The sequence below is a fragment of the Rathayibacter sp. AY2B3 genome, assembly GCF_002931755.1.
Taxonomy (GTDB): Bacteria; Actinomycetota; Actinomycetes; order Actinomycetales; family Microbacteriaceae; genus Rathayibacter.
Genome location: NZ_PSUG01000001.1, coordinates 112,428 through 125,583, shown reverse-complemented (window position 1 = coordinate 125,583; position 13,156 = coordinate 112,428). Strand labels below are relative to the sequence as shown.

The window sequence follows — 13,156 nt, the reverse complement described above, 5'->3', positions numbered from 1 at the left end:
AGCGTTGCGTCCGAATGATTCGATTCGGTCGGCTGCAACGTGCCACGCCCCGAATTCCAGGAGCTAGCGCTGTTTGCTAACGCTGTGACCCTGTTGGTCTCGTCCTCGACCGGTGAGAGTGACTTCCACACCCCGTCGATCTCCGAGTTCTTCCCGCCCGGTTTCCTCTTCGAGGGAACCCCTTTCGAGATCAACCGCGTCATGCTGGTCCGCTTCATCGCGGTCATCGCACTGATGCTGTTCTTCTGGCTCGGGACGCGCAAGCTGCGCCTCGTCCCCGGCCGCTTCCAGAACGTCGTCGAGCTCGCGTTCGACTTCGTCCGCGTCACCATCGCCAAGGACATCCTCGGCGAGAAGGACGCGCGCCGGTTCCTCCCGATCCTCGTCACGATCTTCTTCGCGATCATCTCGATGAACCTGACCGGCATCGTCCCGTTCCTGAACATCGCCGGGACGTCCGTGGTGGGCATGCCGCTCTTCCTCGGCCTGGTCGCCTACGTCACGTTCATCTACGCGGGCATCAAGGACCGGGGAATGGGCTTCTTCAAGAACGCCCTGTTCCCGCCCGGAGCGCCGTTCCTGATCTACTTCATCCTCACGCCGATCGAGCTGCTGCAGACGTTCATCATCCGTCCGCTCTCGCTCGCGCTGCGGCTCGTGATGAACATGATCGTCGGCCACCTCCTGCTGGTGCTGTGCTTCTCGGCCACGCAGTTCTTCCTCTTCAGCTCCCAGATCGACCCGGGCTTCAAGCTCTTCGGCGTCGTGACCTTCGCCTTCGGCGGTGCGTTCACGCTCTTCGAGCTCCTCGTCGCCGTGCTCCAGGCCTACATCTTCACCCTCCTCGCTGCGGTCTACATCCAGTTGGCCGTCGCCGAGGAGCACTGACCCCACTACTCACGGGCTCCCGCCCGTTCTCACGATCACCCCACTGAAAGGACCCACTCGTGGACTCAGTCACCGTTCTCGCCGAACTCACCGGCAACATCGCGACGGTCGGTTACGGCCTCGCAGCGATCGGCCCCGGCATCGGTGTCGGCATCGTCGCGGGCAAGACCGTCGAGGCCATGGCGCGCCAGCCCGAGATGGCCGGCCGCCTCCAGACCACGATGTTCCTCGGCATCGCGTTCACCGAGGTGCTCGCGCTCATCGGCCTCGCCACCTACTTCATCTTCGCGGTCTAGTCGTGCTCAGCACCGCTGTGAACATCGCTGCGGAAGAAGGTGACGTCCCCGCGGTCATTCTGATCCCGGAGTTCTACGACTTCTTCTGGTCGGGGGTGATCTTCCTCATCCTGCTGTTCTTCTTCTGGAGGCTGGTCCTGCCGCGCCTGCAGAAGATGCTCGATGCGCGGTCCGCTGCGATCGAGGGGAACATCGCGAAGGCCGACGAGGCCCAGCGACAGGCCGAGGCGGCCCTCGAGAAGTACACCGCTCAGCTGGCAGAGGCGCGCGCCGAGGCCGGAGTGATCCGCGAGAAGGCGAACGCCGACGGCAACGCGATCGTGGCGGCGAAGAAGGAGCAGGCGCAGGTCGAGGCCGAGCGCATCCTCCACAACGCGCACGCCCAGATCGAGGCGGACCGTCAGGCCGCCGTGGTCTCGCTCCGCTCCGAAGTCGGAACCCTCGCCATCGACCTCGCCTCCGGCGTGATCGGCGAGAGCCTCAACGACGACGCGAAGGCGTCCGCGATCGTGGACCGCTTCCTCGCCGACCTCGAGGCCTCGGAGAAGGCGAACAACTGATGGGCAGCGCGTCCAGGCAGGCACTCGCATCGGCGAAGGCGGAGCTCTCCGCCCTCGCCGGTCAGGCGTCCCTCGACACGGCCCAGCAGCTCTTCGAGGCCGCTCGGGTCATCGACGGCCAGGCGCAGCTGCGCGCGGCCCTCGCCGACCCGAGCGCCGACTCGAGCAGCAAGCAGGCTCTCGTCGCCCGCGTGTTCGGTCCCTTCGGCGAGCCGGCCAAGCGCCTGCTCACCGTGATCGTCGGTCACCGCTGGTCGAGCCCGAGCGACATGGTCGCCGGGGTCGAGGAGGTCGGGGTCCGCGCGATCGCGTCCTCCGCTCCGGAGGGCGTCAACCTCGAGAAGGAGCTCCACTCCTTCGGCGAGGTCGTCGCCTCCGACGCCCAGCTCGAGCTCGCGCTCGGCAGCAAGCTCGCCGCCGCCGACTCGAAGGTCGCGCTCGTGCAGCGCCTCCTCGAGGGCAAGGCCGCGGCCGAGACGCTGGCGATCCTCCGGCAGCTGATCGCGCACCCGCGCGGTCGCCGCATCCCGGAGCTCGTCCGCTTCGCCGCCGGCGTGGTGGCCGACCAGGGCGGATTCATCCTCGCCACGGTCTCGGTCGCCGCACCGATCGCTCCCGAGCAGCTCGACCGGCTCCGCTCGGCGCTCACGCGCCAGTACAGCCGACCGGTCTCCGTCAACGTCGTGGTCGATCCCTCCCTCCTGGGTGGGATGCGCCTGCACGTCGGCGACGAGGTCATCGACGGAACCGTCTCCGCACGGCTGTCCGACCTGAAGCTCCAGCTCGCGTCCTGACGGGCGCACGTATCCTCAGAGGGCACTGCCCTCGACCCCCGCACCATCCAGGTCAGGCCCCGACGACCTCTTCGGCTCGCACGGACCCAACGAATAGGAATTCCCATGGCAGATATCACCATCAGCCCGGATGAGATCCGCGACGCGCTGAAGGACTTCGTCTCGTCGTACGAGCCGGGCAAGGCCTCCACCACCGAGGTCGGCTACGTCATCGACGCCGCCGACGGCATCGCCCACGTCGAGGGCCTCCCCGGCGTCATGGCCAACGAGCTCATCCGCTTCTCCAACGGCGTCCTGGGCCTGGCCCAGAACCTCGACGAGAACGAGATCGGCGTCGTCGTCCTCGGCGAGTTCTCCGGCATCGAGGAGGGCATGGAGGTCACCCGCACCGGCGAGGTCCTCTCGGTCCCCGTCGGCGACGGCTACCTCGGTCGCGTCGTCGACCCGCTCGGCAACCCGATCGACGGACTCGGCGAGATCGCCTCCGAGGGCCGCCGCGCCCTCGAGCTCCAGGCTCCCGGCGTCATGTCGCGCAAGTCGGTCCACGAGCCGCTGCAGACCGGCATCAAGGCCATCGACGCGATGATCCCGGTCGGCCGCGGCCAGCGCCAGCTCATCATCGGCGACCGCCAGACCGGCAAGACGGCCATCGCGATCGACACGATCATCAACCAGAAGGCCAACTGGGAGTCGGGCGACACGAACAAGCAGGTCCGCTGCATCTACGTCGCCATCGGCCAGAAGGGCTCGACCATCGCCTCGGTGAAGGGCGCGCTCGAGGACGCCGGAGCGATGGAGTACACGACCATCGTCGCGTCCCCCGCCTCCGACCCCGCCGGCTTCAAGTACCTCGCCCCCTACACCGGCTCGGCCATCGGCCAGCACTGGATGTACGGCGGCAAGCACGTCCTGATCATCTTCGACGACCTGTCGAAGCAGGCCGAGGCCTACCGCGCCGTGTCGCTCCTCCTGCGCCGCCCGCCGGGACGCGAGGCGTACCCCGGTGACGTCTTCTACCTGCACTCCCGTCTGCTGGAGCGCTGCGCGAAGCTGTCCGACGAGCTCGGCGCCGGCTCGATGACCGGTCTCCCGATCATCGAGACCAAGGCGAACGACGTCTCGGCCTACATCCCGACCAACGTGATCTCGATCACCGACGGCCAGATCTTCCTCCAGTCCGACCTCTTCAACGCCAACCAGCGTCCCGCGGTCGACGTGGGCATCTCGGTCTCGCGGGTCGGCGGCGACGCGCAGGTCAAGTCGATCAAGAAGGTCTCCGGCACGCTGAAGCTCGAGCTGGCGCAGTACCGCTCGCTCGAGGCCTTCGCGATGTTCGCCTCCGACCTCGACGCCGCGTCGCGCCGCCAGCTCGCCCGCGGTGCCCGCCTCACCGAGCTGCTCAAGCAGCCGCAGTACTCGCCGTACCCCGTCGAGGAGCAGGTCGTCTCGATCTGGGCCGGAACGAACGGCAAGCTCGACGAGGTCCCGGTCCCCGACGTGCTGCGCTTCGAGCGCGAGCTCCTGGACTACCTGGGCCGCAACACCCAGGTGCTGAACACCCTCCGCGACACCAACGTGCTCTCCGACGACACCGTCGCCGAGCTCAACCGTGCCGTCGACGGCTTCAAGCTCGAGTTCCAGACCGGTGAGGGCAAGCCGCTCGCCTCGGTCGGGCGCGAGGAGCACCAGGCCATCGCGGCCGACGAGGTCGGCCAGGAGAAGATCGTCAAGGGCCGTCGCTGACCAGCGGCACCCCGACGATTCGCCACTTTTAGGACAACAGGAGACACATGGGAGCGCAACTCCGGGTCTACCGGTCGAAGATCCGCTCGGCCCAGACGACCAAGAAGATCACTCGGGCCATGGAGCTGATCTCGGCCTCGCGCATCCAGAAGGCGCAGAACCGCGTCGCTGCCGCGGCGCCCTACTCGAACGCGATCACGCGCGCCGTGTCCGCTGTCGCGACCTACTCGAACGTGGAGCACCCGCTCACGACCGAGCGCGAGAAGCTGGACACGGCCGCGATCGTCATCTTCACCTCCGATCGCGGCCTCGCCGGCGCCTTCTCCTCGAGCGTGCTCAAGGAGGCCGAGGAGCTGGCCGCGCTGCTGCGCAGCGAGGGCAAGGAGGTCGTCTTCTACCTGGTCGGCCGCAAGGCGAACGCGTACTTCTCGTTCCGGAAGCGGGCCAGCGTCCGCGTCTGGACGGGCGGCACCGACCAGCCCGTGTTCGAGACGGCGAAGGAGATCGCGGACGCGGTCGTCGAGTCGTACAACCTCGATGACGAGGAGGGCGGCGTGGATGAGATCCACCTCGTCTACAACCGCTTCGTCAGCATGGTCACCCAGCAGCCGACCGTCGTCCGGCTGCTGCCGCTCGAGGTCGTCGAGGGCGCCGAGGAGCAGAACAGCGAGCTGTACCCGCTCTACGAGTTCGAGCCCGACCCCGAGACGGTCCTCGACCGCCTCCTGCCCGTGTACGTCGAGAGCCGCATCTTCAACGCGATGCTGCAGTCGGCGGCCTCGGAGCACGCGGCGCGCCAGAAGGCCATGAAGTCGGCGAGCGACAACGCGGACACGCTGATCAAGACCTACACGCGTCTCGCCAACAACGCCCGCCAGACCGAGATCACGCAGCAGATCGCCGAGATCGTCGGCGGCGCCGACGCCCTGTCCTCCTCCAAGTAAGAGGGCTCCGCTCCACACAGTTTCGACTCCGCCCTCCGGGAGCGGTGAGACCACAGAAGGAAGTAGCAATGACACTGACCGCACCTGAGGCGGCGACCGGGACGTCGGGCGGGGCCATCGGCCGCATCGCCCGCGTCACCGGCCCCGTCGTTGACATCGAGTTCCCCCACGACGCGATCCCCGAGGTCTACAACGCGCTCTACACGCACGTCGAGGTCGAGGGCGTCTCGAGCAAGCTGACCTTCGAGGTCGCGCAGCACCTGGGCGACGACCTCGTCCGCGCCATCTCCCTGAACCCCACCGACGGACTCGTCCGCGGCCAGGAGGTCCACGACACCGGCCTGCCGATCTCGGTGCCGGTCGGCGACGTGACCAAGGGCAAGGTCTTCAACGTGATCGGCGAGGTCCTCAACGCCGACGCCGACGGGAAGATCAACGGCGAGTCGTTCGAGATCACCGAGCGCTGGCCCATCCACCGCAAGCCGCCGGCGTTCGACCAGCTCGAGTCCAAGACCGAGCTGTTCGAGACCGGCATCAAGGTCATCGACCTGCTGACCCCGTACGTGCAGGGCGGCAAGATCGGCCTGTTCGGCGGCGCGGGCGTCGGCAAGACCGTCCTCATCCAGGAGATGATCCAGCGCGTCGCGCAGGACCACGGTGGAGTGTCCGTGTTCGCCGGCGTAGGCGAGCGCACTCGTGAGGGCAACGACCTCATCGCCGAGATGGAGGAGGCGGGCGTCTTCGACAAGACCGCGCTCGTCTTCGGCCAGATGGACGAGCCGCCGGGAACGCGTCTGCGCGTCGCCCTGTCGGCGCTGACCATGGCGGAGTACTTCCGCGATGTGCAGAAGCAGGACGTGCTGCTCTTCATCGACAACATCTTCCGCTTCACGCAGGCCGGCTCGGAGGTGTCGACCCTCCTGGGCCGCATGCCCTCCGCGGTGGGCTACCAGCCGAACCTCGCCGACGAGATGGGTGTGCTCCAGGAGCGCATCACTTCGACGCGCGGACACTCGATCACCTCGCTGCAGGCGATCTACGTGCCCGCCGACGACTACACCGACCCGGCGCCGGCGACCACCTTCGCCCACCTCGACGCGACCACCGAGCTCTCCCGCGAGATCGCGTCGAAGGGTCTCTACCCGGCCGTCGACCCGCTCACGTCCACCTCGCGCATCCTCGACCCCCGCTACCTGGGCGCCGACCACTACCGCGTGGCGACGAACGTGAAGCAGATCCTGCAGAAGAACAAGGAGCTGCAGGAGATCATCGCGATCCTCGGTGTCGACGAGCTGTCGGAGGAGGACAAGATCACGGTGTCGCGTGCGCGCCGGATCCAGCAGTTCCTCTCGCAGAACACCTACATGGCGAAGAAGTTCACCGGTGTCGAGGGTTCGACCGTCCCGCTGAAGGACACGATCGAGTCGTTCGACGCGATCACCAAGGGCGAGTTCGACCACGTGGCCGAGCAGGCGTTCTTCAACGTCGGCTCGATCTCGGACGTCGAGGAGAAGTGGACCCAGATCCAGAAGGAGAACGGCTGATCATGGCCGGGACCCTGAAGGTCAGCGTCGTGTCCGCGAACGCCGAGGTGTGGTCCGGAGAGGCGAAGCAGCTCACGGCTCGCACCGTCGAGGGCGAGATCGGCATCCTCGCCGGCCACGAGCCGATGCTCGCGATCCTCGCCACCGGCGAGGTGCGCGTCACGGCCCTGGACGGCACGCGTCTCACCGCTCAGGCGGACGACGGCTTCCTGTCCGTCGAGAACGACGTGGTGACCGTGGTCGCCCGTCAGGCCTCGCTGGTCTAGTACACCGCCGCCCACCGCGGCACGGAGGGGCCGGACGATCATCGCGATCGTCCGGCCCCTCCGTCGTGCCGTCCTCCCCTCTTGTCCGAAGGAGTCCTGTGCACGTCCTGCTCCCACCGTCCGAGACGAAGCGGGACGGAGGCGACGAGCCGTTCGTGCTCGAGTCGCTCGCCTTCCCCGAGCTCCATGCGAAGCGGCGCGAGCTGGCGGAGGCGCTGATCGCCCTGGCCGGAGACCGCGAGCTCTCGGCGCGGGCGCTGAAGCTCGGTCCGCGCCAGCTCGTCGAGATCGATCGCAACGCCGCCCTCGCGACGGCGGTCGGCCTCCCCGCGGTCGACCGCTTCGACGGGGTGCTCTTCGATGCGCTCGACGCGCGCAGCCTCGATTCCGGTGCTCGGGAGACGCTCGGCCGGACGGCGATCGTGCAGTCCGCGCTCTGGGGGCCGATCCGGGCGCTGGACTCGATCCCCGCGTACCGGCTCTCGCACGATTCCCGCGTCCCCGGGATGCCGCTCAAGCGCTGGTGGGCGGCGGAGGCCGGGCGGGTGCTGAGCGCGCTGGACGGGCTCGTCCTTGATCTGCGGAGCGAGGCGTACGCGGCGCTCGGACCGGTACCTGCGGGCGAGGGGCGGTTCTTCGTCCGTGTCCGCTCGCGCGGAGCCGACGGTGCCCTCCGGTCGCTGAACCACTTCAACAAGCAGGGCAAGGGCCGCTTCGTCAGGGCCCTGGCCGAGGACCGGGTGGCGACGGAGTCGCTCGGCGAGCTCTCGGCGTGGGCAGCCGGGCGCGGGTTCCTGCTCGCCGAGAACCGGGAGACGGGAGAGCTCGACCTCGTCGTGCCGGAGTCGTAGGCGTCAGCGTCGGCGCCAGCAGCCGGTGAGGTGGTCGTCGACGACTCCGGCCGACTGCATCAGGGCATAGGCGGTGGTCGGTCCGACGAAGCGGAGCCCGGCGGCCTTCAGCGCTCGCGCGAGCGCCGTCGACGCGGGCGTCGTCGCAGGGACGTCGGCGGCTCGGACCACCCGATCCTCGTCGTCCGGATCGTGGAAGGACCACACGAGCCTGTCGAGCGCGCCCTCTCCGCCCTGCTCGAGGAGCGCGAGCACGGCCCGGGCGTTGTCCCGGGTGGCGATGATCTTCGCCCGGTTCCGGATGATGCCGCTGTCCTCCATCAGCCGCTCGACATCGGCGTCGTCGTACCGTGCGACCAGTGCCGGATCGAAGCCGTCGAAGACCTCGCGGAACCGCGGCCGCTTGCGGAGGATCGTGATCCAGGAGAGGCCGGACTGGAACGCCTCGAGGGAGATCTTCTCGAACAGTCGGCGATCCCCGTGCAGCGGGGTGCCCCATTCCTCGTCGTGGTAGCGGCGGTACTCCGCATCCGCGCCGCTCCAGGCGCAGCGGAGAAGGCCGTCCTCTCCCTCGACGAGCCCGTCGGCCGTGCTCATCGGTGGGGGATCCCCTCGTGATCGAGAAGCCAGGCCTTCGTGGCGACGCCCTCGCCCGCGCTGAAGCCGGTGATCCGTCCGTCGCTCGCGAGCACGCGATGGCAGCCCACGATGATCGGCACCGGGTTCGCGCCGACCGCCCCGCCGATCGGCCGGCCCGCTCGGGGGCGACCGGCGGCCGCGCCCAGTGCGCCATAGGAGGTGATCTCCCCGAACCTCAGAGCCTGGAGCCGCTGCCAGACCTCGAGCTGGAAGGGCGTGCCGCGCAGAGCGACCGGCAGATCGAAGGAGCGGCGGGTCCCGTCGAAGTACTCGTCCAGCTGCTCGACGGCCCGCAGGAGCACCGGGAGATCCGATTCCGCGAGGTGCTCGTGCGGGAGCAGGCCGGCCTGCTCGATGGCGAGCGAGACGATCGCATCGCCGTCGCTGCCCACCTCGATGCGGCCGAGGGGGCTCGTCGTCCGTCGGACGTGGAGGGGAGTCGTTCTCATGCGTCGAGAGTATCCGCGGGACTCCGGACCGACCGGCGGGAATCGGACACCGGTGCAGAACTCGGCGGCTCGGGTCCTGTGGAGGGACCCCTGGTCGGAGGGCGTGCTCCGCGCGCCGGTGATCCGGTGTCGGCCGCGACCTCTCCCTCCACAGGCGTCGATCCCGGGATCCTTCTGATGATCACGGGAGAGCGTCGATCCCGGCGAGTGCAGTGGTCGGCAGGATCGCGGCATGACCTCCTCAGCGCTCCTCCTCCGTCTCACTCCCGCCTCGCGCGTGCCGGCTCCGCCCGACGACGCCGCGCTGCTCCCTGCCGCTCACGGGTCCCGACAGGACAGGTCGGAGGCGACTCTCGTGCTCGTCCCGTTCCGCTCCGGAGCGCCGAGCGGCTCGCTCCGCTTCGAACTGACGGGAGCTGATCCGTCCCTCGTCGCGCGGGCCTGCCTCGGTGCGCTCGGCCGGTTCGGGCGGGTGCAGCGAGCACTCGCGCTGGTGCATCCCGGCGAGGCGGGTCCGGAGTCGTGCGAGGGTCTCGTCGCCGCCCTCGAGGAGCGTGCGCGCGGGCTCCCCGGCCTCGCCCTCCGTGTCGCCGTGCTCCCGTCGTCCGGCCGCGATGCCGGTCGCGAGGCCTGTGACCGGGACGACTCGCGAGCGGTGGCCGCCGCGGTCGATCGCCTCCTCGACCGCCACCCGCGGGCCGAACTGCCCGACGTCCTGCTGCACGGTGTCGACGACCTCGTCCGGCGAGCTCTCGACAGTCCCGATCCCGACGTCCGGCCAGCGGGCCTGGCCGCGCTCATCGTGGCCGTGCAGCGCGGCCGCGGTGCGGATCGCGTGCTGCGGTCGGCGCGGAGCGGTGACCCCGGCGTGGCGGGAGCGCTCGCTCCGCTGCTCCGCCGTGCCGCCGTCGTCGCACCCGCGAGCGAGCGAGCCGGAGTGCTCGTCCTCCTCGCGCGGCTCCTCGCCGGCGAGGGCCGTGCCGAGGATGCCGGGCGGTTCGCCGACGAGGCCGTCGCGCTCGATCCGCACCACGCGGGTGCACGCCGAGTCGCGGCCGCGCTCGCCGCCGCTCGGCGGGAGCGCGCCGCGTGAGGGTGCTAGAGCCGCGACCAGGCCTCGGTGAGGACGCTCCGGAGGATCTGCTCGATCTCGTCGAACTCGCGCGGGCCGATGGTGAGCGGCGGCGCCAGCTGCACGACGGGATCGCCTCGGTCGTCCGCCCGGCAGTACAGCCCCGCGTCGAAGAGCCCCTTCGAGAGGAATCCGCGCAGCAGCCGCTCCGACTCGTCCTCGTCGAAGGTCTCCTTCGTCGCCTTGTCCTTCACCAGCTCGATGCCGAAGAAGTAGCCGTCGCCCCGGACGTCGCCGACGATCGGCAGGTCGAGCAGCTTCTCGAGCGTGGACCGGAAGACGGGGGAGTTCTCGCGCACGCGCTCGTTCAGGCCCTCCTCCTCGAAGATGTCGAGGTTCTCGAGCGCGACCGCGGCCGAGACGGGATGGCCGCCGAAGGTGTAGCCGTGCGGGAAGACGACCTGACCGTGGCGGAAGGGCTCGTAGATCCGATCGCTGACGATCGTCGCGCCGATGGGGGAGTAGCCGCTGGTCATCCCCTTCGCGCAGGTGATCATGTCCGGCACGTAGCCGTACTCGTCGCAGGCGAACATGTGCCCGATGCGGCCGAACGCACAGATCACCTCATCGGACACCAGCAGCACGTCGTGCTTGTCGCAGATCTCGCGGACCCTCTGGAAGTACCCGGGAGGGGGCGGGAAGCAGCCGCCCGAGTTCTGCACGGGCTCCAGGAACACGGCGGCCACCGTGTCCGGCCCCTCGAACTCGATCATCTCCTCGATGCGGTTCGCCGCCCACAGGCCGAACGCCTCCAGGTCGTCGCCGTGCTCGGGAGCCCGGTAGAAGTTGGTGTTGGGGACGCGGAAGCCGCCCGGCACCAGCGGCTCGAACATCGACTTCATCCCGGGGATGCCCGTGATCGCGAGCGCTCCCTGGGGGGTGCCGTGATACGCGACCGAGCGGGAGATCACCTTGTGCTTGCCCGGCTTGCCCTGCAGCTTCCAGTAGTGCTTGGCGAGCTTGAACGCCGTCTCCACCGCTTCGCCGCCGCCGGTCGAGAAGAAGACCCGGTTCAGGTCGCCCGGCGCGTGGTCGGCGAGCCGGTCGGCCAGCTCGATCGCCGAGGGGGTCGCGTAGGACCAGAGCGGGAAGAAGGAGAGCTCCGACGCCTGCTTCGCCGCGGCTTCCGCCAGTCGGCGCCGCCCGTGTCCGGCATTGACGACGAAGAGGCCGGACAGGCCGTCGAAGTACTTGCGCCCGGTGCTGTCCCAGATGTGGTGGCCCTCGCCGCGCGTGATGATCGGCACGCCTGCGCCGGAGTCCATCGTCGACTGACGCGTGAAGTGCATCCAGAGATGGTCCTTCGCCTTCTTCTGCAGGGAGGCGTCGTCGATCCCCCCTGGCGCGTCCGTCCCGCGGACGGGGTCGCCCGACTCGAGGCCGGAGGTCGAGAAGGCTGTCTCGGTGGTCATCTTTTACCGCGTTCCCCAGTTGTAGAACTGCTTGTGGAGCTTCAGATAGACGAAGGTCTCGGTCGAGAGCACGCCGGGAAGCGACCGGATCTCCTGGTTGAGCAGGGCGATCAGATCGTCGTCGTTCTCGCACACGACCTCGGCGAGGATGTCGAAGGAGCCGGCCGTCAGCACGACGTAGTCGACGGCGGGGATGGAGGCGAGCCGGTCCGCGACGTCGCGGGTGTCGCCGGTGACCCGCACCCCGATCATCGCCTGGCGGTAGAAGCCGAGCTGCATCGGATCCGTCACGGCGACGATCTGCATCACGCCCGACTCGGTGAGCTTCTGCACCCGCTGCCGGACGGCCGCCTCGCTCAGGCCCACGGCCTTGCCGATCTCGGCGTACGAGCGCCGCCCGTCGGCCTGCAGCTGCTCGATGATCGCCTTCGAGACCTCGTCGAGCTGGACAGGGCGCTGAGAGGGAGGGCGGGAAGGGGCCATGCGGCGATTCTGGCAGTCCGCAGGGGTCCGGGCAAGTGGATCCGCACGTCGGAGCTCTCTCCGGCGTCGGATCCGGTGGTCGGAGCGCCCGACCCTCCGTGCGACGGGCATCGCGGGAAGTGGACGGCGGGCGGGCTCGGCGGAGGGTCGTCAGCGACTACCATCGGGAGGCGGCCGGGCACCCCGGAGCCGGCGGTCACGGGCCGTCGGACCGGACGGCCACGGGCCACGGGGAGGCGAGGAGCAGCGATGACGCAGATCGGCCGCAGCCGCGCGTCCGTCATCGTCCCCGTCTCCGCCTGGAGCTCCGACTCGCCCTCGGCCGAAGTGACCCTCGGCTGGGCCGCGCGCACCGAGACCGGCCACGTGCGCAGCGCGAACGAGGACAGCTACCTCGCCAAGAGTCCGCTCTTCGCCGTCGCCGACGGAATGGGCGGGCATGCGGCGGGAGAGGTCGCCAGCGACGCGGTGGTGTCGCGCCTGTCCACGGCGGCGCTCGGCGCGACCGTCGGAGCGGAGGAGATCGACCGCGCGCTGCGGGAGGCGGTCGGAGACATCGCCCGGCAGTCGCACACGGCCGACGTCGGCACCGGGACCACGGTCACCGGGATCGCGCTCACGGTGGTCGGGGGAGAGCCCTACTGGTCCGTCTTCAACATCGGCGACTCGCGCGTGTACTTGAGCGTCTCCGGGACCCTCGTGCAGCTCACCGTGGACCACTCCATCGTCCAGGAGCTGGTCGACGCGGGCCTGATCACCCGCGACGAGGCCGACGTGCATCCGCACAGCAACGTGATCACCCGCGCGGTCGGCTTCCACGAGGCGCCCGTCCCCGACTACCGGCTGGTGCCCGTCCTCGCCGGATCGCGTCTGCTGATCTGCTCGGACGGCCTCACGAAGGAGCTGACGGACGCCGGCGTCGGCCACCTGCTCAGCGGCACCGGCTCCGCGCAGGAGGCGGCCGACGCCCTGGTCGACGCCGCGCTGGACAACGGCGGGCGCGACAACGTCACCGTGATCGTCGTCGACGTCCTCGCGGTCACCGGCGACGAGGAGGCCGGCGCACCGGTCTGACGAGCAGCTCTCCGGCACGGGACGGCGGCGCGGTCGCGGTGCCGCCGAACCGCCCGCATACGCCGAACAGCCGCACGACGG

15 protein-coding genes are annotated in these 13,156 nt (G+C 69.4%); 10 read left to right on the top strand and 5 right to left on the bottom strand.

The window, feature by feature from the left end; all coding sequences use genetic code 11:
- Window positions 1-84 precede the first annotated feature (84 nt).
- The 9 genes from atpB (at window position 85) to C5C24_RS00535 (ending at window position 7,886) form a co-directional block, all read left to right on the top strand.
- A complete protein-coding gene (gene atpB / locus C5C24_RS00575; protein WP_068254016.1) occupies window positions 85-888 on the top strand; it encodes a F0F1 ATP synthase subunit A in 804 nt (267 codons plus the stop codon).
- 59 nt (window positions 889-947) lie between these two features.
- Entirely contained in the window at window positions 948-1,184 is a 237-nt protein-coding gene (locus C5C24_RS00570; protein WP_104277120.1) for an ATP synthase F0 subunit C, read from the top strand.
- Window positions 1,185-1,186: 2 nt separating this feature from the next.
- Window positions 1,187-1,744 (top strand): F0F1 ATP synthase subunit B, encoded by a 558-nt coding sequence (locus C5C24_RS00565; RefSeq protein ID WP_104304042.1) that lies wholly within the window; start codon window positions 1,187-1,189, stop codon window positions 1,742-1,744.
- Window positions 1,744-2,538 (top strand): F0F1 ATP synthase subunit delta, encoded by a 795-nt coding sequence (locus C5C24_RS00560; RefSeq protein ID WP_104232703.1) that lies wholly within the window; start codon window positions 1,744-1,746, stop codon window positions 2,536-2,538. The genes C5C24_RS00565 and C5C24_RS00560 overlap by 1 nt, the downstream gene beginning before the upstream one ends.
- A gap of 105 nt (window positions 2,539-2,643) precedes the next feature.
- Complete coding sequence (atpA, locus tag C5C24_RS00555; protein WP_104223023.1) at window positions 2,644-4,281, top strand: F0F1 ATP synthase subunit alpha; 1,638 nt, start codon at window positions 2,644-2,646, stop codon at window positions 4,279-4,281.
- Between the two features lie 47 nt (window positions 4,282-4,328).
- Complete coding sequence (locus tag C5C24_RS00550; protein ID WP_104223024.1) at window positions 4,329-5,225, top strand: F0F1 ATP synthase subunit gamma; 897 nt, start codon at window positions 4,329-4,331, stop codon at window positions 5,223-5,225.
- 68 nt (window positions 5,226-5,293) lie between these two features.
- The gene (gene atpD, locus C5C24_RS00545; protein WP_104277123.1) at window positions 5,294-6,769 is read left to right on the top strand and encodes a F0F1 ATP synthase subunit beta; all 1,476 of its coding nucleotides are present in this window, start codon (window positions 5,294-5,296) and stop codon (window positions 6,767-6,769) included.
- Between the two features lie 2 nt (window positions 6,770-6,771).
- The gene (locus tag C5C24_RS00540; protein ID WP_104223026.1) at window positions 6,772-7,035 is read left to right on the top strand and encodes a F0F1 ATP synthase subunit epsilon; all 264 of its coding nucleotides are present in this window, start codon (window positions 6,772-6,774) and stop codon (window positions 7,033-7,035) included.
- Between the two features lie 98 nt (window positions 7,036-7,133).
- Entirely contained in the window at window positions 7,134-7,886 is a 753-nt protein-coding gene (locus C5C24_RS00535) for a YaaA family protein (protein WP_104304041.1), read from the top strand.
- Window positions 7,887-7,889: 3 nt separating this feature from the next.
- Here C5C24_RS00535 and C5C24_RS00530 read toward each other — a convergent pair whose 3' ends face one another.
- From C5C24_RS00530 to C5C24_RS00510, 5 genes are all read right to left on the bottom strand, one after another.
- A complete protein-coding gene (locus C5C24_RS00530; RefSeq protein ID WP_104277125.1) occupies window positions 7,890-8,483 on the bottom strand; it encodes a DNA-3-methyladenine glycosylase I in 594 nt (197 codons plus the stop codon).
- Entirely contained in the window at window positions 8,480-8,974 is a 495-nt protein-coding gene (locus C5C24_RS00525) for a methylated-DNA--[protein]-cysteine S-methyltransferase (RefSeq protein ID WP_104277126.1), read from the bottom strand. The genes C5C24_RS00530 and C5C24_RS00525 overlap by 4 nt, the downstream gene beginning before the upstream one ends.
- Before the next feature lie 241 nt (window positions 8,975-9,215).
- Entirely contained in the window at window positions 9,216-10,007 is a 792-nt protein-coding gene (locus C5C24_RS17765) for a hypothetical protein (RefSeq protein WP_104304040.1), read from the bottom strand.
- A gap of 65 nt (window positions 10,008-10,072) precedes the next feature.
- Complete coding sequence (locus C5C24_RS00515; RefSeq protein ID WP_104277128.1) at window positions 10,073-11,518, bottom strand: aspartate aminotransferase family protein; 1,446 nt, start codon at window positions 11,516-11,518, stop codon at window positions 10,073-10,075.
- Between the two features lie 3 nt (window positions 11,519-11,521).
- Window positions 11,522-12,001 (bottom strand): Lrp/AsnC family transcriptional regulator, encoded by a 480-nt coding sequence (locus tag C5C24_RS00510; RefSeq protein WP_104223032.1) that lies wholly within the window; start codon window positions 11,999-12,001, stop codon window positions 11,522-11,524.
- A gap of 249 nt (window positions 12,002-12,250) precedes the next feature.
- Here C5C24_RS00510 and C5C24_RS00505 point away from each other — a divergent pair, with 249 nt between their 5' ends.
- Window positions 12,251-13,075 (top strand): PP2C family serine/threonine-protein phosphatase, encoded by an 825-nt coding sequence (locus C5C24_RS00505; protein WP_104277129.1) that lies wholly within the window; start codon window positions 12,251-12,253, stop codon window positions 13,073-13,075.
- Window positions 13,076-13,156: the final 81 nt, after the last annotated feature.